Source organism: Pseudogracilibacillus auburnensis (assembly GCF_003201975.1).
In the GTDB taxonomy this organism is placed as follows: domain Bacteria; phylum Bacillota; class Bacilli; order Bacillales; family Amphibacillaceae; genus Pseudogracilibacillus; species Pseudogracilibacillus auburnensis.
Window position 1 is genome coordinate 104,214 of the sequence record NZ_QJJQ01000013.1, and the last position, 26,073, is coordinate 130,286.

31 protein-coding genes, 1 pseudogene and 1 other annotated feature (1 of these 33 cut by a window edge) are annotated in these 26,073 nt (G+C 38.4%); all 32 genes and pseudogenes read right to left on the reverse strand.

Features of this window, described 5'->3' with window-relative positions; all coding sequences use genetic code 11:
* Positions 1-22 precede the first annotated feature (22 nt).
* Positions 23-1,315: a preprotein translocase subunit SecY gene (gene secY, locus DFR56_RS16425; protein ID WP_110396539.1), complete on the reverse strand. Its 1,293-nt coding sequence runs from the start codon at positions 1,313-1,315 to the stop codon at positions 23-25.
* Entirely contained in the window at positions 1,315-1,755 is a 441-nt protein-coding gene (gene rplO / locus DFR56_RS16430) for a 50S ribosomal protein L15 (protein ID WP_110396540.1), read from the reverse strand. The genes secY and rplO overlap by 1 nt, the downstream gene beginning before the upstream one ends.
* A 26-nt stretch (positions 1,756-1,781) precedes the next feature.
* Positions 1,782-1,964, reverse strand: coding sequence for a 50S ribosomal protein L30 (gene rpmD, locus DFR56_RS16435; RefSeq protein WP_110396541.1), 183 nt, complete (start codon positions 1,962-1,964; stop codon positions 1,782-1,784).
* Positions 1,965-1,978: 14 nt separating this feature from the next.
* Positions 1,979-2,455, reverse strand: coding sequence for a 30S ribosomal protein S5 (rpsE, locus tag DFR56_RS16440; protein ID WP_110396590.1), 477 nt, complete (start codon positions 2,453-2,455; stop codon positions 1,979-1,981).
* 47 nt (positions 2,456-2,502) lie between these two features.
* The gene (gene rplR / locus DFR56_RS16445) at positions 2,503-2,865 is read right to left on the reverse strand and encodes a 50S ribosomal protein L18 (RefSeq protein ID WP_110396542.1); all 363 of its coding nucleotides are present in this window, start codon (positions 2,863-2,865) and stop codon (positions 2,503-2,505) included.
* Between the two features lie 30 nt (positions 2,866-2,895).
* Entirely contained in the window at positions 2,896-3,432 is a 537-nt protein-coding gene (gene rplF / locus DFR56_RS16450) for a 50S ribosomal protein L6 (RefSeq protein WP_110396543.1), read from the reverse strand.
* Positions 3,433-3,460: 28 nt separating this feature from the next.
* The gene (gene rpsH, locus DFR56_RS16455; RefSeq protein ID WP_110396544.1) at positions 3,461-3,859 is read right to left on the reverse strand and encodes a 30S ribosomal protein S8; all 399 of its coding nucleotides are present in this window, start codon (positions 3,857-3,859) and stop codon (positions 3,461-3,463) included.
* A 29-nt stretch (positions 3,860-3,888) separates the two neighbouring features.
* A complete protein-coding gene (locus DFR56_RS16460; RefSeq protein WP_110396545.1) occupies positions 3,889-4,074 on the reverse strand; it encodes a type Z 30S ribosomal protein S14 in 186 nt (61 codons plus the stop codon).
* A 30-nt stretch (positions 4,075-4,104) separates the two neighbouring features.
* Positions 4,105-4,644: a 50S ribosomal protein L5 gene (gene rplE, locus DFR56_RS16465; protein WP_110396546.1), complete on the reverse strand. Its 540-nt coding sequence runs from the start codon at positions 4,642-4,644 to the stop codon at positions 4,105-4,107.
* A 20-nt stretch (positions 4,645-4,664) separates the two neighbouring features.
* The gene (rplX, locus tag DFR56_RS16470; protein ID WP_110396547.1) at positions 4,665-4,976 is read right to left on the reverse strand and encodes a 50S ribosomal protein L24; all 312 of its coding nucleotides are present in this window, start codon (positions 4,974-4,976) and stop codon (positions 4,665-4,667) included.
* Positions 4,977-5,036: 60 nt separating this feature from the next.
* A complete protein-coding gene (gene rplN, locus DFR56_RS16475; RefSeq protein ID WP_110396548.1) occupies positions 5,037-5,405 on the reverse strand; it encodes a 50S ribosomal protein L14 in 369 nt (122 codons plus the stop codon).
* A gap of 35 nt (positions 5,406-5,440) precedes the next feature.
* Complete coding sequence (rpsQ, locus tag DFR56_RS16480; protein ID WP_110396549.1) at positions 5,441-5,704, reverse strand: 30S ribosomal protein S17; 264 nt, start codon at positions 5,702-5,704, stop codon at positions 5,441-5,443.
* A gap of 23 nt (positions 5,705-5,727) precedes the next feature.
* Complete coding sequence (gene rpmC / locus DFR56_RS16485; RefSeq protein WP_110396550.1) at positions 5,728-5,928, reverse strand: 50S ribosomal protein L29; 201 nt, start codon at positions 5,926-5,928, stop codon at positions 5,728-5,730.
* Positions 5,918-6,352: a 50S ribosomal protein L16 gene (rplP, locus tag DFR56_RS16490; RefSeq protein WP_110396551.1), complete on the reverse strand. Its 435-nt coding sequence runs from the start codon at positions 6,350-6,352 to the stop codon at positions 5,918-5,920. Before rplP ends, rpmC begins: the two co-directional genes overlap by 11 nt.
* Positions 6,330-7,011, reverse strand: a pseudogene (gene rpsC, locus DFR56_RS16495) (30S ribosomal protein S3). Before rpsC ends, rplP begins: the two are co-directional and overlap by 23 nt.
* A gap of 3 nt (positions 7,012-7,014) precedes the next feature.
* Positions 7,015-7,377, reverse strand: a complete 363-nt coding sequence (rplV, locus tag DFR56_RS16500; protein WP_110396553.1) for a 50S ribosomal protein L22 — start codon at positions 7,375-7,377, stop codon at positions 7,015-7,017.
* A gap of 20 nt (positions 7,378-7,397) precedes the next feature.
* Positions 7,398-7,676, reverse strand: a complete 279-nt coding sequence (gene rpsS / locus DFR56_RS16505; protein WP_110396554.1) for a 30S ribosomal protein S19 — start codon at positions 7,674-7,676, stop codon at positions 7,398-7,400.
* A 31-nt stretch (positions 7,677-7,707) separates the two neighbouring features.
* On the reverse strand, positions 7,708-8,538 hold the full coding sequence (gene rplB, locus DFR56_RS16510) for a 50S ribosomal protein L2 (protein ID WP_110396555.1): 831 nt from the start codon (positions 8,536-8,538) through the stop codon (positions 7,708-7,710).
* Positions 8,539-8,566: 28 nt separating this feature from the next.
* Positions 8,567-8,854, reverse strand: a complete 288-nt coding sequence (rplW, locus tag DFR56_RS16515) for a 50S ribosomal protein L23 (RefSeq protein WP_110396556.1) — start codon at positions 8,852-8,854, stop codon at positions 8,567-8,569.
* Positions 8,854-9,480 carry a 50S ribosomal protein L4 gene (rplD, locus tag DFR56_RS16520; protein WP_110396557.1) on the reverse strand — a complete coding sequence of 209 codons (627 nt, stop codon included), beginning with the start codon at positions 9,478-9,480 and terminating at the stop codon, positions 8,854-8,856. The genes rplW and rplD overlap by 1 nt, the downstream gene beginning before the upstream one ends.
* A 26-nt stretch (positions 9,481-9,506) precedes the next feature.
* Positions 9,507-10,169, reverse strand: coding sequence for a 50S ribosomal protein L3 (gene rplC, locus DFR56_RS16525; RefSeq protein ID WP_110396558.1), 663 nt, complete (start codon positions 10,167-10,169; stop codon positions 9,507-9,509).
* A 27-nt stretch (positions 10,170-10,196) separates the two neighbouring features.
* On the reverse strand, positions 10,197-10,505 hold the full coding sequence (gene rpsJ / locus DFR56_RS16530; RefSeq protein WP_110396559.1) for a 30S ribosomal protein S10: 309 nt from the start codon (positions 10,503-10,505) through the stop codon (positions 10,197-10,199).
* 815 nt (positions 10,506-11,320) lie between these two features.
* Positions 11,321-12,511, reverse strand: a complete 1,191-nt coding sequence (gene tuf / locus DFR56_RS16535; RefSeq protein WP_110396560.1) for an elongation factor Tu — start codon at positions 12,509-12,511, stop codon at positions 11,321-11,323.
* Positions 12,512-12,606: 95 nt separating this feature from the next.
* The gene (gene fusA / locus DFR56_RS16540; protein WP_110396561.1) at positions 12,607-14,685 is read right to left on the reverse strand and encodes an elongation factor G; all 2,079 of its coding nucleotides are present in this window, start codon (positions 14,683-14,685) and stop codon (positions 12,607-12,609) included.
* A 37-nt stretch (positions 14,686-14,722) separates the two neighbouring features.
* Positions 14,723-15,193 carry a 30S ribosomal protein S7 gene (rpsG, locus tag DFR56_RS16545; protein WP_110396562.1) on the reverse strand — a complete coding sequence of 157 codons (471 nt, stop codon included), beginning with the start codon at positions 15,191-15,193 and terminating at the stop codon, positions 14,723-14,725.
* Between the two features lie 42 nt (positions 15,194-15,235).
* Positions 15,236-15,649 (reverse strand): 30S ribosomal protein S12, encoded by a 414-nt coding sequence (rpsL, locus tag DFR56_RS16550; protein WP_110396563.1) that lies wholly within the window; start codon positions 15,647-15,649, stop codon positions 15,236-15,238.
* Between the two features lie 114 nt (positions 15,650-15,763).
* Positions 15,764-16,018, reverse strand: coding sequence for a ribosomal L7Ae/L30e/S12e/Gadd45 family protein (locus tag DFR56_RS16555; protein ID WP_110396564.1), 255 nt, complete (start codon positions 16,016-16,018; stop codon positions 15,764-15,766).
* Positions 16,019-16,569: 551 nt separating this feature from the next.
* Positions 16,570-20,175, reverse strand: coding sequence for a DNA-directed RNA polymerase subunit beta' (rpoC, locus tag DFR56_RS16560; RefSeq protein WP_110396565.1), 3,606 nt, complete (start codon positions 20,173-20,175; stop codon positions 16,570-16,572).
* Between the two features lie 92 nt (positions 20,176-20,267).
* Positions 20,268-23,804 (reverse strand): DNA-directed RNA polymerase subunit beta, encoded by a 3,537-nt coding sequence (gene rpoB, locus DFR56_RS16565; protein WP_110396566.1) that lies wholly within the window; start codon positions 23,802-23,804, stop codon positions 20,268-20,270.
* A 566-nt stretch (positions 23,805-24,370) separates the two neighbouring features.
* Complete coding sequence (locus tag DFR56_RS16570) at positions 24,371-24,970, reverse strand: class I SAM-dependent methyltransferase (RefSeq protein WP_110396567.1); 600 nt, start codon at positions 24,968-24,970, stop codon at positions 24,371-24,373.
* 131 nt (positions 24,971-25,101) lie between these two features.
* A complete protein-coding gene (gene rplL / locus DFR56_RS16575; protein ID WP_110396568.1) occupies positions 25,102-25,467 on the reverse strand; it encodes a 50S ribosomal protein L7/L12 in 366 nt (121 codons plus the stop codon).
* A gap of 53 nt (positions 25,468-25,520) precedes the next feature.
* Positions 25,521-26,018: a 50S ribosomal protein L10 gene (gene rplJ / locus DFR56_RS16580; RefSeq protein WP_110396569.1), complete on the reverse strand. Its 498-nt coding sequence runs from the start codon at positions 26,016-26,018 to the stop codon at positions 25,521-25,523.
* Positions 26,019-26,066: 48 nt separating this feature from the next.
* Positions 26,067-26,073 (reverse strand) — a sequence feature (ribosomal protein L10 leader region); it runs 137 nt beyond the window's last position.

Genomic DNA, 26,073 nt, shown 5'->3' on the forward strand with positions numbered 1-26,073 from the left:
CACTCTCACGTTTAACACGTTTTTACTTTATAAACCCTTTGTAATGTCGTTTTACTAATTGACTTTCTAATTGTTTCATCGTTTGTAATGCAACCCCAACGACAATTAGAAGACTCGTTCCACCAATTTGGACAGCCGTTGGTAGATTTGCGATTCCTCCAAGGACCATTGGTAAAACTGCAACGGATGCTAAGAAAATCGAACCAACAAACGTTAAACGATACATTACACGTGTTAAATATGTCTCCGTATTTCTCCCTGGACGAATTCCAGGAATATATCCACCTTGTTTTTGTAAGTTTTCAGCCATTTGTTCAGGGTTTACTTGAACAAATGTGTAAAAATACGTAAAGGCGATGATTAGAATAACATATAGTACCATGCCCATTGGTTCCGTATAATCAAAGATCTTTTCGATTGTAGATGCAACCGCATTGCCTTCAAAGAAACCTGCCACTGTTCTAGGTGCCACAATAAACGCAATTGCAAAGATAACCGGAATTACTCCTGCCGCATTAACTTTTAATGGTAAATGAGTAGAGTGCCCACCTACTGGAGATCTATTAACTAATTTTTTAGCATATTGAATCGGTATTTTTCGCTCCGCCTGCTGTATATATATAACACCAACTGTAACTGCTAAAACAACTAAAAAGATTAGCGCTACAATGACGATATTAATAAATAATTCTGACCCAGGATTGATAAAATACTGACTATAGAGCTGCTTTACACCATTTGGCACTGCAGCAACAATTCCACCAAAAATGATAATGGAAATACCGTTACCAACACCATTTGCCGTAATTTGTTCGCCAAGCCACATTAAAAATGCAGTTCCACTTGTTAATACAATTGAAATGACGATTATTTTTCCGATGTTTGGATTTTCGATTAAGAGTCCACCCGCCATTGCATTAAATCCGATGGACATTGCTATACCTTGGACAAATGCAAGCACGATGGTTCCATAGCGGGTAATTTGGGCAATTTTTTTACGACCCATTTCACCTTGTTTTTTCCATTCTGTAAATTTCGGGACTACATCCATTTGTAATAACTGCATGATAATGGATGCAGTTATATATGGCATAATTCCCATTGCCAAAATGGAAAAGTTTTCTAAGGCGCCTCCACCAAACGTATTTAAAAAGCCAAATACGTTTTGCTGATTCATAAAGTCAATAGCTTCTCTGTTTGTGTATGGTACTGGAATAAATGTACCAAGCCGAAATATGACGAGCATTAATAATGTAAAGACAATCTTTTTTCTTATATCAGCGATTCGCATGAAATTAGAGATTGTACGAAACATTAAATCACCTCAGTTTTGCCGCCTGCCGCCTCAATCGCTTCCTTTGCTGCAGTTGAAAATTTATGAGCCTTAACGTTAAGCTTTTTATCGATCGCACCATTTGCTAGAATCTTTACTCCCGATTTCACTTTACTAACTACACCCGTTTCAAGTAATAGCTCAGGTGTAACTTCCGTATTTTCATCAAAACGGTTCAAGGTATCTAAATTAACAATTGCATATTCTTTCTTGTTGATATTCGTAAATCCTCGTTTCGGTAAGCGTTGGAATAAAGGTGTTTGTCCTCCTTCAAATCCGAGACGTACACCGCCGCCTGAACGAGCATTTTGACCTTTATGTCCTTTTCCAGAAGTCTTCCCATGCCCTGATGCCATCCCACGTCCGACACGTTTACGGTTCTTACGACTTCCTTCATTAGACTTTAACTCATGAAGTTTCATGTTCGCGCCTCCTTTTCTCTAACTAATTACAGTTCTTTCACCGCAACTAAATGAGATACTGTGTTAATCATTCCTCTTATAGCTGGCGTATCGTTATGAGTAACTGTATCATTGATCTTTTTAAGTCCTAATGTATGAACTGTTTTCACTTGGTTCTCTTTTCTACCGATCACACTACGTTTGAGGGTAATTTCTAATTGTTTAGACATAATGTTTTCCCTCCTTATCCTAATAACTCTTCGACAGATTTCCCACGTAATTTTGCTACATCTTCAGCTGTTTTTAAGCTTTCCAATCCATTAATTGTTGCGCGAATCATATTAATTGGATTATTTGAGCCTAATGACTTTGTTAAAATATCCCCTACACCGGCTAGTTCTAATACCGCACGGACAGGTCCACCAGAGATAACTCCTGTACCTTCTGCAGCTGGTTTCATTAGTACATTACCTGAGCCAAATCGTCCATTTATTTCGTGTGGAATGGTTGTTCCTACGATTGGTACTTCTATTAAGTTTTTCTTGGCATTGTCGATTGCTTTTTTAATTGCCTCTGGTACTTCAAGTGCTTTACCAGTTCCAAATCCAACGCGACCGTTCTTATCGCCGACAACTACTACAGCTGCAAAACGAAAACGACGTCCACCTTTTACTACTTTTGCTACACGGTTAACTGTAACAACACGTTCTTCTAAGTCCATTTTGTTTGTGTCATTATTTCTACTCAACGAAATGTCCCTCCTTCTTTTTAAAAGTTAAGTCCAGCTTCACGAGCTGCTTCAGCAAGTGCTTTAACACGTCCGTGGTAGATATATCCTCCGCGGTCAAACACTACTGTTTTATATCCTTTTTCAATCGCACGTTCTGCAAGCAACTTTCCAATTTGTTCTGCTGCTTCCACGTTGCTTTTAGATGTTAGGTTCAAATCTTTTTCATTTGTGTTTGCACTAACTAATGTAACACCTTCATCATCATTAATTAGTTGTGCATAAATGTTTTTATTGGAACGAAATACGTTTAGACGTGGACGACTTTCTGTGCCACTAATTTTCTTACGTACTCGGCCATGGATTCTTTTACGAACATAGTTTTTACTAGGTTTGGTGATCATTTAGTTGCCCTCCTTTCAGGCCTATATGTTCTACTTAGCAGTTTTACCTTCTTTACGACGTACATATTCACCTTTATAGCGAATACCTTTACCTTTATACGGTTCAGGTGGGCGAATTGCTCTAATATTAGCTGCAACAGCTCCCACTCTTTCTTTATCGATCCCTTTTACGATAATTTCCGTGTTTTTAGGTACATCAAATTCAATATTATCTTCTTGTTCTATCTCAACTGGATGAGAATAACCAGCACTTACGACAAGTTTATTTCCTTGTTTTTGTGCACGGTATCCAACCCCGATAATTTCAAGTTCTTTTTGAAAACCTTTTGAAACGCCTTCGATCATATTAAAGATTAAACTACGAGTAGTACCATGTAATGAACGATTTTCTTTATCATCATTAGGACGTTCTACTGTAATTGTTTTATCCTCTAAACTAATCGTTAAATTTCCGTTAAGCGTTCTACTTAATTCTCCCTTTGGCCCTTTGACTGAAACTTTGTTATTGTCAATTTTTACATCGACACCTTCAGGGACTTCAATTGGTCTTAATCCAATTCGTGACATTCACTCCACCTCCTAATTACCGTGTTAATTACCAAATATAAGCTAATACTTCTCCGCCAACTGCTTGAGCACGAGCTTCTTTATCTGATAAAACACCTTTTGATGTTGAAACGATTGCTGTGCCTAAACCGTTCAGTACTCTTGGCACCTCATTCGCTTTAGCATATACTCGAAGACCTGGTTTACTAATTCTTTTTAAGCCTGTAATAACACGTTCGTCATTTGCACCATACTTTAAAAAGATTCGTAAAACACCTTGTTTATCATCTTTAATTACTTCATAATCACGTACATATCCTTCACGCTTTAAAATGTCCGCAATTTCTGCTTTCACTTTAGAAGCTGGTAGCTCTAATTTTTCATGACGTACTACATTTGCATTACGAATACGTGTTAGCATGTCTGCTATTGGATCTGTCATAACCATTAATCATTACCTCCTTCCCGAATTTACGATTACCAACTAGCTTTTTTAACACCAGGAATTTGACCCTTATGGGCAAGTTCACGAAAACAAATTCGGCATAATTTAAATTTACGAATTACTGAATGTGGACGACCACAACGTTCACAACGTGTATACTCACGAACTTTATACTTTTGTGGGCGCTTTTGTTTCGCTATCATTGATTTTTTAGCCACAAATTTTCCTCCTTGCATTAAATTCCGTACTTATTTTTGAAACGGCATACCTAACTGTGTTAAAAGTTCACGCGCTTCTTCATCCGTATTTGATGTTGTTACGATTGCGATATCCATCCCACGAACTTTATTTACTTTATCATAATTGATTTCTGGAAAAATCAGTTGCTCTTTCACACCTAATGTGTAGTTTCCTCTACCGTCAAATGCTTTATTGGAAATCCCTCTAAAGTCACGTACTCGTGGTAATGCCACACGGATTAGCTTTTGTAAAAATTCATACATTCTTTCGCCTCTTAATGTTACTTTCGTTCCAATCGGCATACCTTCTCTTAAGCGAAAGCCAGCGATCGACTTCTTTGCACGTGTGACAACAGGTTTTTGTCCCGCAATAAGTGTAAGTTCTTCTATTGCATTGTCTAAAAGTTTAGAGTTCTGAACAGCGTCACCAACACCCATATTAATAATAACCTTTTCTACTTTTGGTACTTCCATTACTGATTTATATTCGAATTTATCCATCATTGATGGTACGACTTTCTCTTGATAAATTTGTTTTAATTCGTTCATCTTGTCACCCTCCTTTCGCTTTATTTATCTAAAGGTTCACCAGATTTTTTAGCGATCCGGACTTTTTTTCCATCTCGTACTTCATATCCAACACGTGTTGGTTCGCCTGATTTTGGATCGATTGGCAACACGTTGGAAACATGAATTGGTGCTTCTTGATTTAATATTCCACCTTGTGGATTCTCTTGGGAAGGTTTTGCATGAATCTTTACCATATTGACACCTTCAACAAGAATACGGTTCTTTTTAGGATATGCTTCTAAAATAGTTCCTTGCTTTCCACGATCTTTTCCAGAAAGCACTTTAACCTTATCTCCCTTTTTCACATGCATTAATAACGCACCTCCTGTTTTACACTTATCTATTTGTAATCGTTCTTCTCATATCTACAATTACAATACTTCTGGAGCTAGAGATACGATTTTCATAAACTTAGCATCACGTAGTTCACGTGCCACTGGTCCAAAAATACGAGTTCCTCTTGGACTTTTATCATCACGAATAATTACTGCTGCATTCTCATCAAAACGGATATATGAACCATCCTTACGACGAGCACCTGTTTTTGATCTCACGATTACCGCTCTCACTACTTCACCTTTTTTGACAACTCCCCCAGGTGTTGCTTGTTTTACTGTGCAAACAATTACATCACCAATATTAGCTGTTTTCTTTCCAGTTCCACCTAATACTTTAATTGTCAAAACTTCACGAGCTCCAGAGTTATCTGCAATTTTTAAACGACTCTCTTGTTGAATCATAGAACTTTACCTCCTCTCGGAAACTTCCCTGTTCACTAAATGATTACTGCTTCTTCGACTACTTCTACTAGTCGGTAATGTTTTGTTTTAGAAAGTGGGCGAGTTTCCATTATACGTACGATATCGCCATTTTTCGCCACATTGTTTTCATCATGGGCTTTCATTTTCTTTGAATGCTTTACGCGCTTTCCATATAGCGGATGAACTTTATAGCTCTCTACTACAACTGTAATAGTTTTATCCATTTTATCTGAAACAACACGTCCTGTGTATACTTTACGGTCATTACGTTCACTCATATTGAGGCGTCCTCCTCTCAAGGTTAATTATTAACGCTCAGTTCACGTTCACGTGCAACTGTTTTTAAGCGAGCGATCGTTCTTTTTACTTCTTTGATTCGAGCTGTATTTTCTAACTGTCCAGTAGCTAACTGGAAACGTAAGTTGAAAAGCTCTTCTTTCATCGATTTGACATTTTGTTCAATTTCGGCAGTGGTAAGTTCTTTTATTTCTTTAGCCTTCATTGATTTCACCACCAATTTCTTCACGTTTAACAAACTTAGTTTTGATCGGTAGTTTATGAGAAGCAAGACGTAGTGCTTCACGTGCAACTTCTTCTTCTACACCTGCAATTTCAAATAATACTTTTCCTGGTTTTACTACTGCTACCCATCCCTCAAGAGCTCCTTTACCAGAACCCATTCTTACTTCTAGGGGCTTTGCAGTATATGGTTTGTCTGGAAAGATTTTAATCCATACTTTCCCACCACGTTTCATGTAACGAGTCATTGCAATACGAGCGGCTTCGATTTGACGGCTCGTTATCCAAGAAGCTTCAGTCGCTTGTAAACCATAATCTCCGAAAGTTACTTCTACGCCACCTTTTGCTTTACCTTTCATTCGTCCTCGGTGTTGTCTACGATATTTAACACGTTTTGGCATTAACATAAGTATTGCCCCCTTCCTTATTTTTTCGGTTTTTCTGGAAGGATTTCTCCACGATAGATCCACACTTTGACACCTAGTTTTCCGTAAGTTGTGTCTGCTTCTACATGTGCATAATCAATGTCCGCACGTAATGTGTGTAGTGGTACAGTTCCTTCACTATAATGTTCTGCTCTAGCAATATCTGCTCCGCCTAAACGTCCAGATACTTGTGTTTTAATCCCTAAAGCTCCCGAACGCATTGTACGTTGGATAGCTTGTTTCTGTGCACGACGGAAAGAAATACGTCCTTCTAATTGACGTGCAATATTTTCAGCAACTAACTTTGCGTTAAGATCTATTTTTTTGATTTCAACGATGTTAATATGAATTCTTTTTCCAGTTAGTTTGTTTAAATCTTTACGTAGCTTTTCTACTTCAGATCCGCCTTTACCAATAACCATTCCAGGTTTTCCAGTATGAATTGTAATGTTCACACGATTTGCTGCTCGCTCAATTTCGATTGTTGATACGGCTGATGTTTTTAGACGACCTTCTAAATATTCTCTAATTTGAATATCTTCATGAAGTAAATCAGCATAATCTTTATCCGCATACCATTTTGATTCCCAATCTTTAATAATTCCTACACGAAGACCAATTGGATTTATTTTTTGACCCACAGACTATCCCTCCTTCTTTTCTGACACAATGACAGTGATATGACTCGTACGTTTATTGATTTTACTTGCACGACCTTGCGCACGTGGTCTAAATCTTTTCAACGTAACTCCTTCGTCAACATACACTTCCGATACAATTAAATTGTCAGGGTCCATTTCATAGTTATGCTCAGCGTTTGCAATTGCTGAGTTCAATACCTTTTCTACAATAGGTGATGCCCCACGTTGTGTGTGACGTAAAATTGCTATTGCCTCGCCGACTTCTTTTCCACGAATTAAATCGACAACTACACGTACTTTACGAGGAGCGATACGAACTTGCTTTGCTACTGCTTTAGCTACACTTATTTCCTTAGCTTCTGTCATTTCCTATTCGCCTCCTCTCATTATCGTTTTGTTCTCTTGTCATCGCCAGCGTGACCTCTAAATGATCTAGTAGGTGCAAATTCACCTAATTTATGTCCTACCATATCTTCTGTCACGTATACTGGTACATGTTTACGACCGTCATGCACCGCAAAAGTATGCCCGACGAATGATGGGAAAATAGTAGAGCGTCTTGACCATGTTTTAACGACTTGCTTCTTGTCACTTTCGTTTAGTTGATCAACCTTTTTTAATAGATGATCATCTGCAAAAGGTCCTTTTTTCAAACTACGACCCATAAGTAAGCCTCCTCTCACACTTTTAAATTATTTATTTTTTACGTTTACGTACAATATATTGGTTTGATGGCTTATTAAGCTTACGTGTTTTCTTACCAAGTGTCGGTTTACCCCATGGTGATACTGGTGATGGACGTCCAATAGGTGTACGACCTTCCCCTCCACCGTGCGGGTGATCAACTGGGTTCATTGCAGATCCACGTACAGTTGGTCTCTTCCCTAACCAGCGAGAGCGACCAGCTTTACCAATTCGAACTAGCTCATGCTCAATATTTCCTACTTGCCCTACTGTAGCACGGCAGCTCGTTAAAATTAAACGTACTTCACCTGAAGCTAAACGAACGAGTGTATACTTTCCTTCACGTCCTAAGATTTGTGCTTCTGCTCCAGCGGAACGTGCAAGCTGTCCACCTGCCCCTGGTTTTAATTCAACATTATGAATGACTGTACCTACAGGAATGTTTCCAAGCGGTAATGCATTTCCAACTTTGATATCAGCATTTTCCCCTGATTCGATTTGCACGCCTACTTCAAGCCCTTTTGGAGCTAAAATATATCTTTTTTCTCCGTCTGCATAATGAATTAGTGCAATGTTTGCAGAGCGATTTGGATCATATTCAATTGTGGCAACGCGTCCTGGTATGCCATCTTTGTTTCGTTTAAAGTCGATTAAACGATATTGACGTTTATGTCCACCACCGTGGTGACGTGTCGTGATTCTACCCTGGTTATTACGTCCGGCACGTTTTGAAAGTGGTCGAAGTAATGATTTTTCAGGTTTGTCAGTTGTAATGTCTGAAAAGTCTAGTCCTGACATGTTTCTTGTACCGTTCGAAGTTGCTTTATACTTTTTAATGGACACGTTTTTCCCCTCCTTTTATTAATAATGATTAACCTTCAAAAAAGTCTAAGTCTTTACTATCCTCTGACAGCTGCACAATTGCTTTTTTGCGGTTTGGACGATATCCACCGTAACGTCCCATTCTCTTGAATTTACCTTTTACGTTCATTGTGTTCACTTTTTCTACTTTTACCCCAAATGCTGTTTCAATCGCTTGTTTAATTTCAGTTCGATTTGCTTTTGGATCAACTTCAAAAGTATATTTTTTATCAGCCATTAAGTCTGCAGAGTGTTCTGTAATTACAGGGCGTTTAATAATGTCTCGTAAATCTTTCATTATGCAAGCACCTCCCCTGCTTTTTCAGCTGCATCTTTTGTTAAAATTAATTTGTCGTATGCAACTAAATCTAAAACATTTACTTCTCCAACAGTAATTACTTTTACTGTTTGAAGATTATTTGCTGAACGAATGACGTTATCGTTTTTGTCAGAAGTGACAATTAACACTTTCTCATCAACGTTTAGTGCATTTAAAACAGCAACAATTTCTTTTGTTTTTGGAGCTTCAAATTGTAAATCGTTCAATACGATCACATCTTCACTCTTCACTTTTGAAGAAAGTGCTGATTTTAACGCTAATTTACGTACCTTTTTCGGTAATTTGTATTTGTAATTTCTTTCAGGCGTTGGTCCAAATACTATCCCACCACCAACCCATTGAGGGGATCTAATCGAACCTTGACGTGCTCTACCGGTTCCTTTTTGTCTCCATGGCTTGCGTCCGCCACCCCGAACTTCAGATCTGTTTTTAACAGCGTGAGTTCCTTGTCTTTTTGCAGCACGTTGCATAATAATAACTTGATGAATAACATGATTGTTAGGCTCTATACCAAAGACAGAAGCATTTAATTCGACATCTCCAGCCTCTGTTCCATCTTGATTTAATAACGCTACTTTAGGCACGATGTTTCCTCCCTTCACTTATATAATTAATTTCCTTTTATTGCTGTTGTTATTTTAACAAGTGATTTTTTCGCACCAGGAATATTTCCTTTAATTAAGATCACATTACGCTCTGCATCTACACTAACAACTTCTAAGTTTTGAATGGTTACTTGTTCAGCACCCATTTGGCCTGGTAATGCTTTTCCTTTAAATACACGGCTAGCATCAACAGAACCCATTGATCCACCAGTTCTATGGAAACGAGATCCGTGACTCATTGGTCCACGTGCATAATTATGACGCTTAATAGACCCTTGAAATCCTTTCCCTTTAGATGTACCTGTTACATCAATTTTATCGCCAGTTTGAAAAACATCAACGCTAATTTCTTGACCGACTTCATATTCGTCAATTTTAGCGTTACGGATTTCACGAACGTAGCGCTTAGGGGTAGTGTTTGCTTTTTCAGCATGCCCTCTCTCTGCTTTGTTTGAACGTGGATCTAATTTAGAGCCTTGTTCATACACTTCCGGTTTATCAATTTCAGAAAAACCTATTTGAATAGCTTCATATCCATCTGTTTCAATCGTCTTTTTTTGTAGAACGACATTTGGTTCAGCTTGCACAACTGTAACTGGAACTAATTCTCCATTATCTAAGAAAATTTGTGTCATGCCGACTTTGCGTCCTAAGATTCCTTTCGTCATCCGTCTACACCTCCTATAAAACGTACATTATAATTTTATTTCAATATCTACACCAGACGGAAGATCAAGTCTCATTAATGAGTCAACCGTTTGTGGTGTTGGGTTAAGAATATCGATTAAACGTTTATGTGTGCGCATTTCAAATTGTTCTCTTGAATCTTTATATTTATGAACCGCACGTAACACTGTAAAGATATTTTTTTCCGTTGGTAACGGAATTGGTCCAGAAACTTTAGCGCCTGCTCTTTTTGCAGTTTTCACAATTTTTTCAGCTGATTGATCTAAAATTCTGTGATCATACGCTTTTAAACGAATTCGAATCTTTTCATTTGCCATTATTTCCCCTCCCTTTCGTCCATTTTATAATAGACATACTCCGTGAAAATTACTTGACGCTCGCCATGGCAATAGTCCGCATCAACAACCTCTCACTTCATCGCTTATCCACTGAGAAATTACCACTGATTTATTAAGAAAAATCAATTTCATTTCATCTGTCTTGACAATCTGTATATATGATTGCACGATTATATATTATACAAACATTTTTCTATGATTGCAAGTCAAAACATTCAATTTCCGTGGAATTTTTATGCTATTATTCTGTCGTTTATCATTTAGGTTTTCTCATATAATTTACAGCTTTTTAAATTCAAAATTGATGATGAACTGCGCCGTAACATCGAATAGTGAATGTCCTACCTCCGCTACGGAAATACACTCCGCTTTCCGTGGGCTCGCGATGAGCCTCCTCGCTCGCAAAGACCGCTTACTGTGGGGGCTCATCGTCTTCGCTTTCCCACAGGAGTCTCCGTGTATTTCCTTCGCTAGGATGGTATGTTAACTCATTACAATTATTTATCGGTGAAATCCCATAATTTCCTTCACCTTTACGATTAGTTGATTAGAGCGTAAAGCAGTCGTCTCTTGGAACTGCGCAAATGCTCGTCCTACCGAAAAGCATTGTCGCAATAAACATTGCGTCGGAGGTGACAGCCGTGCCCGCTAAAAATCCATGATCCGCAGCGGTAAACAACCTAGCAGTTACTGCACAGTTTATGGATTTCATGTAAAAGAGCAATATTAAAAATACGATTTAAGACAAAAGAGCTAGGCAATAAATTTGCCTAGCATCTCTTCATTTCATTCAATTATGCTTCGATTGATGATACAACACCAGAACCTACTGTACGTCCACCTTCACGAATAGAGAAACGAGTTCCTTCTTCGATAGCGATAGGTGAAATAAGTTCTACTACCATTTCGATGTTATCTCCAGGCATAACCATTTCTACGCCTTCTGGTAATTGAATAACACCTGTTACGTCCGTCGTACGGAAATAGAACTGTGGACGGTAGTTTGCGAAGAATGGAGTATGACGTCCACCTTCTTCTTTTGATAGAACATACACTTCTGATTTAAATTTAGTATGTGGTGTAATAGAACCTGGCTTTGCTAATACTTGACCACGGCTAATGTCTTCACGACCTACACCACGTAGTAAAGCTCCAATATTGTCTCCTGCTTCTGCATAGTCAAGAAGCTTACGGAACATTTCTACTCCTGTAACTGTCGTTTTTGTTGGTGCATCAGCAAGACCGATGATTTCAACTTCGTCACCTACTGATACTTGACCACGCTCAACACGTCCAGTTGCAACCGTTCCACGTCCTGTAATAGAGAATACGTCCTCAACAGGCATCATGAATGGTTTGTCAGTGTCACGCTCAGGCTGTGGAATGTACTCATCTACAGCTGCCATTAATTCAATAATTTTTTGCTCATACTCTTCTACACCTTCTAGTGCTTTAAGAGCAGAACCAGCAATTACTGGAATGTCGTCTCCAGGGAAGTCGTACTCAGAAAGTAATTCACGCACTTCCATTTCAACTAATTCTAATAATTCTTCGTCATCTACCATATCTACTTTGTTAAGGAATACTACGATTGAAGGTACTCCAACGTTTCGAGATAATAGAATGTGTTCACGTGTTTGTGGCATTGGGCCATCTGCAGATGATACGACAAGAATAGCACCGTCCATTTGTGCAGCACCAGTGATCATGTTTTTAACATAGTCCGCGTGTCCAGGACAGTCAACGTGTGCATAGTGACGATTGTCTGTTTCGTATTCTACGTGAGATGTAGCGATTGTAATTCCACGTTCTTTCTCCTCAGGTGCACCATCAATTTGATCATAAGCCATTGCACCTTCTGTTCCTTGCACTTTATGCATAACAGTAGTGATAGCTGCTGTTAATGTAGTTTTACCATGGTCAACGTGACCGATTGTTCCAATGTTTACGTGTGGCTTCGAGCGATCGAATTTTTCTTTTGCCATTTTGAAATTCCTCCTTAAATGTATAAAAATAAATATTTATAACTAAGAATGTTTCTTAGTTTACCTCATAATAATTGTTATCCTGTAAAAATCAATTATTCGCCAGCGTTTTTCTTAATAATTTCTTCAGCAATAGCTTTTGGTACTTCTTCATAATGGTCAAAGAACATTGTGTATGTTCCACGTCCTTGTGTATTAGAACGAAGTGCAGTCGCATAACCGAACATTTCAGCAAGTGGGACAAATGCTTTTACGAGTTGCGCATTACCACGTGTGTCCATACCTTCAACACGTCCACGGCGTGATGTAACATCCCCCATAATATCTCCCATATACTCTTCAGGAATGACGATTTCCACTTTCATCATTGGCTCCAATAAAACAGGGTTACATTTGTTTTTAGCAGCTTTTAGTGACATGGATGCAGCGATCTTAAACGCCATCTCGTTTGAGTCAACATCATGGTAGCTACCATCATATAAAGAAGCTTTTACGTCGATTAGAGGATATCCAGCTAATACTCCGCCTTCTAATGCTTCTCTAATTCCTTGTTCAACAGATGGAATGTATTCACGAGGAACAACTCCACCAACGATTTTGTTCTCAAACTCAAAGCCAGCTCCGTCTTCGTTTGGCTCATATTTAACCCAAACGTGACCATACTGTCCACGTCCACCTGATTGACGGATAAATTTACCTTCAACCTCAGCGGAAGCACGGAATGTTTCTCGGTAAGCAACTTGTGGTGCACCTACATTCGCTTCTACTTTAAATTCACGCTTTAAGCGGTCAACAATGACATCTAAGTGTAGCTCACCCATACCAGAAATAATTGTTTGCCCTGTTTCTGGGTTTGACTCTGTTGTAAATGTCGGGTCTTCCTCAGCAAGCTTTCCTAACGCAATACCCATTTTATCTTGGTCTGCTTTTGTTTTCGGTTCAATAGCAACCGAAATAACAGGCTCTGGGAAGTCCATTGATTCTAAAATAACAGGATGTTTTTCATCACAAAGTGTATCACCAGTAGACGTATCTTTCAAGCCAACTGCTGCTGCAATTTCACCACAGTGAATTTCTGAAATCTCTTCACGTGAGTTTGCGTGCATCTGAAGGATACGACCAATACGTTCTTTCTTGTTTTTAACAGAGTTTAAAACGTATGAACCTGAGTTCAGCGTACCTGAGTATACTCGGAAAAATGTTAACTTTCCAACGAATGGATCTGTCATCACTTTAAATGCTAATGCAGAGAATGGTTCTTTGTCATCAGCTGGACGATTTGTTTCTTCTTCTGTTCCAGGAACAATTCCTTCGATTGCTGGAATGTCCGTTGGAGCTGGTAGATAATCGATAACGCCATCAAGAATTAGTTGAACACCCTTGTTTTTAAACGCAGATCCACAAAATACAGGGTAAAATTCGACTGCTAATGTAGCTTGACGAATTGCATTTTTAAGTTCTTCGTTCGATACATCTTCACCTTCGAGATATTTCATCATTATCTCTTCGTCGAAATCTGCAACAGCTTCAATTAATCCACCACGAAGTTCTTCTGCTTTCTCTTTATACTCATCAGGAATATCTCTTGCTTCCTCGGTAGTACCTAGATCGTCTAAATAGAAATGAGCTTTCATTTCAATAAGATCAATTATTCCATCGAATTCGTCCTCTGCACCGATCGGAAATTGAACTGGATGAGCATTTGCCCCTAAACGGTCTTTCAACGTATTAGTTGCATATAAAAAGTCTGCACCAATTTTATCCATCTTGTTAATAAAGACAATTCTCGGAACACCGTATGTTGTCGCTTGACGCCATACTGTTTCTGTTTGTGGCTCAACACCTGATTGTGCATCAAGAACCGTAATCGCACCATCAAGTACACGTAAAGATCTTTCTACTTCAACCGTAAAGTCTACGTGACCTGGTGTATCGATAATATTGATTCGATGGCCTTTCCACTGAGCAGTCGTTGCAGCTGAAGTAATTGTAATACCTCTTTCTTGCTCTTGCTCCATCCAGTCCATCTGGGATGCACCTTCATGTGTTTCTCCTAGTTTATGAATACGTCCTGTATAGAAAAGAATACGCTCAGTTGTTGTTGTTTTACCTGCATCAATATGAGCCATAACACCAATATTTCGCGTCTTTTCCAAGGAGAACTCTCTTGCCATGTATTCTTCTCCTTCCTTTCAATACTTTAGATTTTTATTACCAACGATAGTGTGCAAATGCTTTATTTGCTTCCGCCATCTTGTGTAATTCTTCTCGTTTTCTAACGGATGCTCCCGTATTGTTTGAAGCATCTAAAATTTCATTTGCAAGTCTTTCCTCCATTGTTTTTTCCCCACGTAAGCGTGAATAGTTTACAATGTAACGAAGACCTAACGCCTGACGACGCTCTGGACGAACTTCCATCGGTACTTGATAGTTTGAACCACCTACACGGCGTGCTCGTACTTCAAGAACTGGCATCACATTTTTCATTGCCTCTTCGAATACGTCCATTGCATTTTGACCACTTTTTTCATTTACGATTTCAAATGCATTATATAAAATCTTTTGTGCTTTTCCTCTTTTTCCATCGATCATAATTTGATTGATTAATCGAGTGACAAGCTTAGAATTATAAATTGGATCTGGTAAGACATCTCTTTTTGCTACTGGGCCTTTTCGTGGCATATGTCTTCCTCCTTTCATTTCATAATTTATTAATATGTCCGTTTATTTTTTTCCTTTTTTCGCACCATATTTAGAACGCCCTTGTTGACGGCCTTCTACCCCTGCAGTGTCAAGCGCTCCACGTACAATATGATAACGTACCCCTGGTAAGTCTTTCACACGTCCTCCACGTAATAAAACAACACTGTGCTCTTGAAGGTTGTGTCCAATTCCTGGAATATACGCTGTAACTTCCATATTGTTTGATAAACGAACACGCGCATATTTACGTAATGCTGAGTTCGGCTTCTTTGGTGTTAATGTACCAACACGTGTACATACTCCACGCTTTTGCGGTGAATCAACATTCGTAAATTTCTTTTTAAAGCTGTTATACCCTCTGTTTAGTGCTGGAGAGTCAGACTTTTTTGGTTTGCTTACTCGTCCTTTACGGATTAATTGGTTAATTGTAGGCATTTTAAGTTTCCTCCTTCCTTCATGATAAAATAAGTTTAAACCTGCCTTTTATTGTTAGGCTATCTTAGCCCACATATCCAGGTGGTTCATTTTAAGGCATAAGAAAATTTCATATTACTCATGCTTTATTGCAACCGTAGATGCGTCTACATCAATTTTACATGCTAACCCAAGCTTTTTTTTGGAGTCAACCAATACGTGTGGAATTTGTAACTTCTTCGCTTCCTCTAGTACTTTATCCGTAATATGTTGATCAGCATCTTTTGCAATAAACACTTCAGAAACTTCGCCATTATTCATGGCTTTTAACGTTTGTTTGGTTCCGATAATTATCCGCGATTGAAGCTGTGTCACTTTTTCATAAGACATCAGATTTTCCTCCATTGCAACAGTTAATATTCCGGAAACACCTCGAATATATTATCATCTATTCGTTTTCTTGTCAACTGTTTTCATTTTTTACGTTTCTTAAAAAGCACTCCTGTGACCAACTAAATGTCACAGGAGATGTAAAATGGTAAGTTGTCATTTTAAGATCTGCTGAACAATTAATCTGCGTTCCTTCCTACCGTTGTCTTCCGCGAAATGTGACATGCTTTCCGCGGGCACGGCTTCAGCCTCCTCGGAAGAAAACCACTTCCTGCGGGGTCTTCAGACTCGCGCTTTTCCCGCTGGAGTCAGTCACTTTCGCTCCAGACAACTAGTGCAGTTCATTGCAATGGGAATCCATTTTCAACTTATGTGCAAAGTTTTTTTTGAGACTATCATTGCCTTGCTATCGTTCAGCAATCCCTAATTTAACGTCGTTTCGAATACTCCTTGCTTCGCGCGGGAGTCTACGTACATTTGTGTCACACAGTACATCAAACTACGTATCTTTCTTCATCAACAAGGCCCAATTTTTTTTAGAAAACAGCCGTTTATTGTGTTGTTATTTCTATTTCTTCCGAAGATGTTTCTGGTTCAGCTAGCTCTGATTCTATTTTGCGATAACGTTGCATACCAGTTCCAGCCGGGATTAACTTTCCGATTATAACGTTCTCTTTTAATCCTAATAATTCGTCTGTTTTTCCTTTGATCGCAGCATCTGTCAGTACTCTTGTTGTTTCTTGGAATGATGCTGCTGAGAGGAATGAATCTGTTTCAAGTGAGGCTTTTGTAATACCGAGCAATACTGGCTCACCAACAGCAGGTTCTTTCCCTTCTCGTAATACCTCATTATTCACTTCTTTAAACTGGTGTAATTCTATTAATGAACCTGGTAATACATCTGTATCTCCAGACTCTAATATTTTAACCTTACGTAACATTTGTCTCACCATTACTTCAATATGTTTGTCACCAATTTCTACCCCTTGCATACGGTATACTCTTTGTACTTCTTGAAGTAAATAAGCTTGAACACCTTCGACACCTTGAACTCTGAGTAATTCTTTCGGATCAATCGAACCTTCCGTTAATTCTTGCCCCGCATGTACTTCATCACCAACGGAAACTTTTAGCCTTGCATTATATGGTACAGGGTATGCAACACTTTCAACTTCACTTTCGACGACTACTTCACGTTTATCTTTTGATTCTTTTATTTCCTGAACGAGACCTTCAAACTCACTAATAGTCGCTTGACCTTTCGGGTTTCTCGCTTCAAAAAGCTCTTGGATTCTCGGTAAACCTTGTGTAATATCGTCTCCAGCAACTCCACCTGTATGGAATGTACGCATCGTTAACTGTGTTCCAGGTTCTCCGATAGATTGTGCAGCAATAATTCCTACCGCTTCTCCTACTTCTACATCTGCTCCAGTCGCTAAATTACGACCATAGCACATTTTACAAACTCCGTGTTTTGTATGACATGTGAATACAGAACGAATGGTTACTTCTGTTATGCCTGCTTCCGTAATCCTTTTCGCTTGATCCTCCGAAATGATTTCACTTTTACCGACAATAATTTCATTCGTTTCCGGATGAACAATATCTTCAAATGCAGTTCTTCCAACTAAACGATCAATTAGCGGTTCAATTACCTCAGCTCCTATTGCAAGCTCTGACACAGTTAATCCTCGGTCAGTTCCACAATCTGTTTCTCTGACGATGACATCTTGAGCAACATCAACGAGTCTTCTCGTTAAGTAACCAGAGTCGGCCGTTTTTAAAGCTGTATCTGCAAGCCCTTTTCTCGCTCCGTGAGTCGAAATAAAGTATTCTAATACGGTTAATCCTTCGCGGAAACTAGACTTAATTGGTAGTTCAATAATTCTTCCGGCCGGGTTTGCCATTAGGCCACGCATCCCTGCAAGCTGCGTAAAGTTAGATGGGTTACCTCTCGCACCTGAATCACTCATCATAAAGATTGGGTTCGTATTATCTAAGGAATCCATTAGTTTATCTTGGATAACGTCTTTTACATCTGACCAGATGGTAATAACACGATTATATCTTTCTTCATCTGTAATAAGACCACGTCTAAATTGTCTTAAGACTCCATCTACTTTTGCTTGTGCTTCTTCTAATAAATCCTGCTTTTCTTTTAACACAACGATATCAGAAATACCGACTGTCATCCCCGCTTTTGTCGAATAACTAAAGCCAAGATCCTTCATTCGGTCAAGCATTTTTGATGTTTCACTAATTTTATATTGCTTAAATACTTCCGCAATAATGTCCCCTAAAATTCCTTTTTTAAACGGAGCAACTAGTTCACGTTTTTGAATCTCCTCTTTCACGTTAACTCCTTTATCAAGGAAATATTTATTAGGTGTTTCGATTTCTAGGTTTGTTTTAGTAGGCTCATTAATATACGGGAATGTGTCTGGAATAATCTCATTAAAAATGATTTTTCCAACAGTTGTTAACAATAACTTATTATTTTGCTCTTCTGTAAAGGTCGGATTATTTAAGCTTTCAGCATGAAGAGCCACTCTTGAATGTAAATGGACATGCCCGTTCTGATACGCAATTAATGCTTCATTTGTATCTTTAAATACTTTACCTTCCCCAATAGACCCTGGCAACTCCAGCGTTAAATAATAGTTTCCTAAAACCATATCTTGTGAAGGAGTAACAACTGGCTTTCCGTCTTTCGGGTTTAAAATGTTTTGTGCAGCTAACATTAAAATTCGCGCTTCTGCTTGTGCTTCTGCTGACAGAGGTACGTGTACGGCCATTTGGTCACCGTCAAAGTCAGCATTATATGCTGTACAAACTAATGGGTGAAGGCGAATCGCGCGTCCTTCCACTAATGTAGGTTCAAAAGCTTGAATACCTAATCTGTGTAAAGTTGGAGCACGGTTTAGTAATACTGGATGTTCTTTAATTACTTGTTCTAAAACATCCCATACTTCCGGGTGAACACGTTCGATCTTTCTTTTCGCTGATTTTATATTATGAGCGATTTTTTGTCCGACTAATTCTTTCATAATAAATGGCTTGAATAGTTCAAGTGCCATTTCTTTTGGTAATCCGCACTGATACATTTTCAAACTAGGTCCAACGATAATTACCGAACGACCAGAATAATCAACACGTTTTCCGAGTAAGTTTTGACGGAATCGACCTTGCTTTCCTTTTAACATATGGGAAAGTGACTTTAATGGGCGATTTCCAGGACCTGTAACAGGGCGTCCTCGACGACCGTTGTCAATTAAGGCATCGACTGCTTCTTGGAGCATTCTTTTTTCGTTTTGGACAATAATACTCGGCGCCCCAAGGTCTAATAAACGTTTTAAACGATTATTTCGGTTAATCACACGACGGTATAAATCGTTTAAATCTGATGTAGCAAAACGTCCACCATCTAGTTGTACCATCGGTCTTATTTCCGGTGGGATAACTGGTAGCACGTCTAAAACCATCCATGAAGGATCATTTCCAGAGTTACGGAATGCTTCCATCACTTCTAGTCTTCTAATTGCTCTTGTTCTTCTTTGCCCTTGGACTGTTTTAAGTTCCTCTTTTAATTCAAGCACTTCTTTATCTAAATCAATGTCTTGAAGTAGTCTACGGACTGCTTCTGCACCCATCTCAGCCTTAAAGGCGTTGCCATACTTCTCATAAAATTGTCTAAATTCTTTTTCTGACAATAATTGTTTCTTCTCAAGTGGCGTGTTACCTGAATCTGTGACAACGTAGGCTGCAAAATATAAAATTTCTTCAAGAGCACGAGGTGACATGTCTAATACTAGCCCCATGCGACTCGGAATTCCTTTAAAATACCAAATATGTGAAACTGGAGCAGCAAGTTCAATATGAGCCATTCTTTCACGACGCACTTTTGACTTGGTCACTTCCACACCACAACGGTCACAAACAACACCTTTATAACGAACGCGTTTATATTTTCCACAATGACATTCCCAATCTTTCTGTGGTCCAAATATACGCTCACAAAATAGTCCGTCTTTTTCTGGCTTTAACGTTCGGTAGTTAATCGTTTCTGGCTTCTTCACTTCGCCGTATGACCAAGAGCGAATTTTTTCTGATGAAGCTAAACCAATTTTCATAAATTCAAAGTTATTTACATCTAGCAAGGGCCCTACCTCCCATTTCATATCCGTTCTAACTTTCCATTTTAACTAGTGAATGAAAAAGGGGAAGAGGTCAAGGCTGACCCCTTTTCACCTTAATCTTGTTTTACTTCTAAATTAAGTGAATCTTCTGCGTCAGAATCATCATCTTCCAATGCTCTTAAGTCGATTTCTGTTTGATCGCTTGAAAGCATTTTAACATCCATTCCGAGACTTTGAAGTTCTTTAATTAATACTTTAAACGACTCCGGTACACCTGGTTCTGGAACATTTCTTCCTTTTACAATCGATTCATATGTTTTTACGCGACCAACAATATCGTCTGATTTAACCGTTAAAATCTCTTGTAATGTGTACGCAGCACCATACGCTTCAAGTGCCCATACTTCCATTTCTCCAAAACGCTGTCCACCAAATTGTGCCTTACCACCTAATGGTTGCTGCGTTACTAATGAATAAGGTCCAGTTGACCTTGCATGTAGCTTATCGTCAACCATATGCGATAGTTTTATCATATAAGAAATTCCTACTGATACACGATTATCAAACGGTTCCCCTGTTCGACCATCATAGAGTATTGTCTTCGCATCTGTTGGCATTCCCGCCTCTTGGAGAGTTTCCCATACATCTTCCTCATTTGCACCATCAAATACTGGTGATGCGACATGGATACCTAGCTTTTTCGCCGCCATTCCTAAATGGAGCTCGAACACTTGTCCGATGTTCATTCTTGATGGAACTCCTAATGGGTTAAGCATAATATCAACTGGCGTTCCATCTGGTAAATAAGGCATATCTTCCTCAGGTAGTAATTTTGAAATAACCCCTTTGTTTCCGTGACGTCCTGCCATCTTATCTCCTTCAGAAATTTTACGCTTCTGAACAATATAAACACGGATTAATTGGTTTACACCAGGTTTTAACTCATCTCCATCTTCGCGGTTAAATATTTTAACATCTAAAATAATTCCGCCTGCACCATGAGGAACACGAAGTGATGTATCGCGAACTTCTCTTGCCTTTTCACCGAAGATGGCATGTAATAAGCGTTCTTCTGCCGATAATTCAGTAACTCCCTTTGGTGTTACTTTTCCTACCAAAATATCGCCATCTTTTACTTCGGCTCCGATACGAATAATACCATCTTCATCTAAGTTTTTGAGCGCATCTTCTCCCACGTTTGGAATGTCGCGCGTAATTTCTTCAGGTCCTAATTTCGTATCGCGTGCTTCTGCTTCATATTCTTCAATATGAATTGATGTGAATACATCATCTTTTACTAGATTTTCGCTCATAATGATCGCATCTTCATAGTTGTACCCTTCCCATGTCATAAAAGCGACAAGTACGTTACGACCTAATGCTAACTCTCCATCTTCCATGGAAGGTCCGTCGGCAAGAACTTCGCCTTTCATCACGCGATCCCCTTGTTTGACGATTGGGCGCTGGTTATAACAAGTACCTTGGTTGGAGCGTACATATTTACGAAGACGGTAACGATCTACATCGCCCGTTACTTCTTTTCCATCTACTGTCGAAATACGTCTAACAACAATTTCCTTCGCTTCTACTTTGTCAACAATTCCATCATTTCGGCAAATGATAGCAGCTCCAGAGTCCTTTCCAGTAACATATTCCATTCCTGTACCTACAATAGGTGATTCTGGTTTTAATAAAGGTACTGCTTGACGTTGCATGTTAGCTCCCATTAACGCACGGTTGGAGTCATCATTTTCTAAAAACGGAATACATGCTGTCGCTGCAGAAACGACTTGTTTTGGCGATACGTCCATGTAATCAATTTGCTCTCTAGGTACGATCGTGTTTTCTCCACGGAACCGAGAAATTACTTCATCATCAATAAAGTTACCTTCTTCATCTAGTCGAGCATTCGCTTGAGCAACGACATAATTATCTTCTTCATCGGCTGTTAAGTAATCGATCTGTGCTGTCACTCTACCAGTTTCAGGATCGATTCGGCGATACGGAGTTTCAATAAAACCGAACGCATTTACTCTCCCATAACTAGATAAGGAGTTAATTAGCCCAATGTTAGGTCCTTCAGGTGTTTCAATTGGACACATTCTTCCATAGTGAGAATAGTGTACGTCACGCACTTCCATTCCAGCACGCTCTCTCGTTAGTCCACCAGGTCCTAATGCTGATAGACGACGTTTATGGGTAAGTTCTGCTAGTGGATTCGTTTGATCCATGAACTGAGACAATTGAGAACTACCGAAAAACTCTTTAATCGACGCAATAACAGGTCGAATATTAATTAGTTGTTGTGGTGTAATACTTGATGTATCTTGAATGGACATTCTTTCACGCACAACTCGCTCCATTCTTGATAACCCGATACGGAATTGATTTTGTAATAATTCACCAACAGAACGTAGTCTACGGTTCCCTAAATGGTCAATATCATCTGTATGACCAACATTGTATAAAAGGTTGAAGAAATAACTAATGGATGCCAATATATCTGCTGGTGTAATATGTTTGACACTATTTTCGATATCAGCATTACCAACGACATGAAGCTCTCTTTCCCCTTCAGGGTCTGTCGGATCCATAATCTTAATAACTTGAACCTTCACATCTTCTTCTACAACACCGTTATATAAATTAATAGTTTCAACGTTTAATTTATTCTCATCATCTTCTAAATAAGGAATTAGCTTATTTAAAAGTTTACGGTCGATCTTGTCGCCTTTTTCACCTAACACTTCTCCTGTTTCTTTATCTACGACCGTTTCAGCTAACGTTTGATTGAACAGTCGATTTTTAATGCTCAATTTTTTGTTCATTTTATAACGACCAACATGAGCAAGGTCATATCTTTTCGGATCAAAAAAACGGGATATTAATAAACTTTTCGCGTTTTCAACCGTTGGTGGCTCACCAGGACGTAATCGTTCATATATTTCTAATAACGCTTTTTCCGTCGTTTCGATATTGTCTTTTTCAAGTGTATTTTTTAAATACTCGTTCTCACCGATAAGGTCAGTAATTTCTTGATCTGTGTTCATCCCTAAAGCACGTAATAAAACAGTGATTGGAAGTTTTCGTGTCCGGTCAATTCGAACGTAGACTACATCTCTTGCATCCGTTTCGAATTCTAGCCATGCCCCTCGGTTCGGAATAACTGTAGCAGTCAACCCACGCTTTCCATTTTTGTCAATTTTATCATTGTAATACACACTTGGTGAACGTACGAGTTGAGATACAATAACCCGTTCCGCACCGTTAATGATAAATGTACCTGTATCGGTCATGAGTGGGAAGTCTCCCATGAATACTTCTTGTTCTTTCACTTCACCTGTCTGATTATTAATTAGACGAACCTTGACTCGAAGTGGTGCACTATAAGTAACATCTCTTTCCTTTGATTCTTCAACGGGATACTTATAATCCCCTAAACTATAATCGATAAATTCAAGTGATAGATTTCCAGCAAAATCTTCAATTGGTGAAATGTCCGCAAACATTTCTTTCAATCCTTCTTCTAGAAACCATTGATAAGAAGATGTTTGAATTTCGATTAAATTTGGTAAATCTAATACTTCACTTATTCGTGCATAACTTCGACGTTGGCGATAACGTCCATACTGAACTAGTTGACCTGTCAACTGCTTCACCCCTAAAATCAAACATATTTTAGTAAAACTTAGCTTTCCACCCGTAATGGCGAAAGCTTTCGTTACACTTATGCAGGAGGAAAGTTCGAATACGAACTTCTATACCTGCGTAGTAAAACTTGTTTTTTTACCTATAATGGTAAAACTTTACCTATATGCAGATCAAAACCTAAATAGCAGATCTGCTTAAAATGATGTTTATAAAAAAACATCAAATACTTGTTTTTTTACAACTTTTGAGTTATTATTTTTTAGTAAATAAAAGAAATTAGTCTAGAAATATTAAGTTGATCAAGAAAAAAAGGAATCTCTGTTATCAATTTGCATTAAAATAGAAAAAAGGTTTTCTCATAAAAACCTTCATTATTTTAATAGAAAACCAATTCCCCTTCCCTTCGCTATGGTGACCTGAAAAAATAAAGAGATAAATATACCTTCCATTCATCCCATTATTTCCAATAATTATCAATGTATACATGAAATTTTTTAAACAATAACTCTTGACAAAAGAAAAGCATTGTAGCATTTAAATATTATATCACAAGCCTTTTTCAAGGTCAATTTTTTGCACATATGATATAATATCCTTTTTTACGTGTGACAACATCCACGTCATGAAAAATAGATTGTAAATATTTTATGACAGATGGGGCACCTTGCTTTTTTTGGACAACTATCCATAATTCTCCACCATTTACTAAATGATTACTACTCTCTGCAAAAAGTCTGTTAATAACTTTTTTCCCTGCTCTAATCGGTGGATTTGTGATGATAGCCGCAAAGGATTGCTCCGCTATATTCGTAAAACCATCACTTTGCTTTATCACTACATTTGTACTATTATTTTGGTTTGCATTTTTCTTTGCAAGAGAAATTGCTCGCTCATTTACATCGACCATTACAAAACTACGTTCTTCATAATGATATGCTAACGTAATTCCAATCGGGCCATATCCACACCCTAAATCTAAAACGGCTCCTTCTACCTCAGGAATTTCAAATGTCTCAATTAATAGTCGTGTTCCAAAATCAATTCCTTTTTTCGAAAATACTCCTGATGCTGAAGTGAAAGTAAATGAATGATTTCGTACTATATAATCATTTGTTTCTGTAACATTTTGTGACTGTGGATTTGTTGAATAATAATGATCTGACATGATCTGCAACACCTTCTTGCAATTTTAGTTATCATTTTGTGAAGATGATTAAGAGGTATATTGTATGTTGAAAAGCTCGCCAAATAGATGACGAGCTTTCATTTTTAATCGAGCCTTTAACGTGTTTATTTTTACTTAAGTTCTACTGAAGCACCAGCTTCTTCAAGTTTCGTTTTAACTTCTTCAGCTTCCTCTTTAGATACGCCTTCTTTAATTGCTTTAGGCGCTGCATCCGTTAAATCTTTTGCGTCTTTTAAGCCGAGTCCTGTAATTTCACGAACTGCTTTAACAACTTTAATTTTTGAAGCTCCAGCATCTGTTAATACAACGTCAAATTCAGTTTGTTCTTCAGCTGCTTCTCCGCCGCCTGCTCCGCCTGCAACTGCTACTGGAGCTGCTGCTGTTACTCCAAACTCTTCTTCAATAGCTTTAACTAAATCATTTAATTCTAAAACAGACATTTCTTTTACCGCTTCGATAATTTGTTCTTTCGTCATCTGTTCTTTCCTCCTAAAATAATATTTTTAATCAATATTCGAACAGTGGCCACTTATTCAGCCGCTTCTTCTTTTTGTTCTGCAATTGCTTTTGTAGCATATGCAAGGTTTCGAATTGGTGCTTGTAACACGCTTAACAACATAGATACAAGACCGTTGTAATCTGGTAATGTTGATAGTTCTTTGATTTCATCAAGTGTTGCAACTTTACCTTCAATCACTCCACCTTTAATTTCTAATGCTTCATGTTTCTTTGAAAACTCATGAAGTATTTTAGCCGGAGCTACAACATCTTCTTTACCAAACGCAACTGCTGTTGGGCCAACTAAACTATCTGTTAGTTCCGTTAAGTTCGCCTCTTCCACCGCGCGTCTTGTTAACGTATTTTTGTATACTTTATAATCGATATTATTGTCACGTAATTCTTTTCTTAATGCTGTGATCTCAGCAACATTTAAACCACGATAGTCAACTAATACAGATGATTGACTTTCGTTAAATTTTTCTGCGATTTCTTGAACAACTTGTTTTTTTGCTTCAATGCTCGCCATCGGTCCACCTCCTAAAGAACGTTATACAATAGAATAAGGAAATTTATACTTTACA

Excerpts from the sequence above, each read along its gene's own strand:
- rplC (WP_110396558.1), bottom strand. The coding sequence starts at position 10,169 with ATGACGAAAGGAATCTTAGGACGCAAAGTCGGCATGACACAAATTTTC.
- rplL (WP_110396568.1), bottom strand. The coding sequence starts at position 25,467 with ATGACGAAAGAACAAATTATCGAAGCGGTAAAAGAAATGTCTGTTTTA.
- rpsQ (WP_110396549.1), bottom strand. The coding sequence starts at position 5,704 with ATGAGTGAACGTAATGACCGTAAAGTATACACAGGACGTGTTGTTTCA.
- rplX (WP_110396547.1), bottom strand. The coding sequence starts at position 4,976 with ATGCATGTGAAAAAGGGAGATAAGGTTAAAGTGCTTTCTGGAAAAGAT.
- rplO (WP_110396540.1), bottom strand. The coding sequence starts at position 1,755 with ATGAAACTTCATGAGTTAAAGTCTAATGAAGGAAGTCGTAAGAACCGT.
- rplN (WP_110396548.1), bottom strand. The coding sequence starts at position 5,405 with ATGATTCAACAAGAGAGTCGTTTAAAAATTGCAGATAACTCTGGAGCT.
- secY (WP_110396539.1), bottom strand. The coding sequence starts at position 1,315 with ATGTTTCGTACAATCTCTAATTTCATGCGAATCGCTGATATAAGAAAA.
- fusA (WP_110396561.1), bottom strand. The coding sequence starts at position 14,685 with ATGGCAAGAGAGTTCTCCTTGGAAAAGACGCGAAATATTGGTGTTATG.
- rplV (WP_110396553.1), bottom strand. The coding sequence starts at position 7,377 with ATGACAGAAGCTAAGGAAATAAGTGTAGCTAAAGCAGTAGCAAAGCAA.
- rpsG (WP_110396562.1), bottom strand. The coding sequence starts at position 15,193 with ATGCCACGAAAAGGCCCAGTAGCAAAAAGAGATGTCTTACCAGATCCA.
- rplJ (WP_110396569.1), bottom strand. The coding sequence starts at position 26,018 with ATGGCGAGCATTGAAGCAAAAAAACAAGTTGTTCAAGAAATCGCAGAA.
- rpmC (WP_110396550.1), bottom strand. The coding sequence starts at position 5,928 with ATGAAGGCTAAAGAAATAAAAGAACTTACCACTGCCGAAATTGAACAA.
- rplE (WP_110396546.1), bottom strand. The coding sequence starts at position 4,644 with ATGAACGAATTAAAACAAATTTATCAAGAGAAAGTCGTACCATCAATG.
- rpsE (WP_110396590.1), bottom strand. The coding sequence starts at position 2,455 with ATGGACTTAGAAGAACGTGTTGTTACAGTTAACCGTGTAGCAAAAGTA.
- rpsS (WP_110396554.1), bottom strand. The coding sequence starts at position 7,676 with ATGGGTCGTAGTTTGAAAAAAGGACCTTTTGCAGATGATCATCTATTA.
- rplP (WP_110396551.1), bottom strand. The coding sequence starts at position 6,352 with ATGTTAATGCCAAAACGTGTTAAATATCGTAGACAACACCGAGGACGA.
- rpsJ (WP_110396559.1), bottom strand. The coding sequence starts at position 10,505 with ATGGCAAATGAAAAGATTCGAATTCGTTTAAAAGCGTATGATCACAGA.
- DFR56_RS16555 (WP_110396564.1), bottom strand. The coding sequence starts at position 16,018 with ATGTCTTATGAAAAAGTGACACAGCTTCAATCGCGGATAATTATCGGA.
- DFR56_RS16570 (WP_110396567.1), bottom strand. The coding sequence starts at position 24,970 with ATGTCAGATCATTATTATTCAACAAATCCACAGTCACAAAATGTTACA.
- rplW (WP_110396556.1), bottom strand. The coding sequence starts at position 8,854 with ATGAAAGATTTACGAGACATTATTAAACGCCCTGTAATTACAGAACAC.
- rplF (WP_110396543.1), bottom strand. The coding sequence starts at position 3,432 with ATGTCACGAATTGGATTAAGACCAATTGAAGTCCCTGAAGGTGTCGAT.
- rpsH (WP_110396544.1), bottom strand. The coding sequence starts at position 3,859 with ATGGTTATGACAGATCCAATAGCAGACATGCTAACACGTATTCGTAAT.
- tuf (WP_110396560.1), bottom strand. The coding sequence starts at position 12,511 with ATGGCAAAAGAAAAATTCGATCGCTCGAAGCCACACGTAAACATTGGA.
- rpmD (WP_110396541.1), bottom strand. The coding sequence starts at position 1,964 with ATGTCTAAACAATTAGAAATTACCCTCAAACGTAGTGTGATCGGTAGA.
- rplR (WP_110396542.1), bottom strand. The coding sequence starts at position 2,865 with ATGATCACCAAACCTAGTAAAAACTATGTTCGTAAAAGAATCCATGGC.
- rpsL (WP_110396563.1), bottom strand. The coding sequence starts at position 15,649 with ATGCCTACAATTAACCAATTAATCCGTAAAGGACGAGTAAGCAAACCA.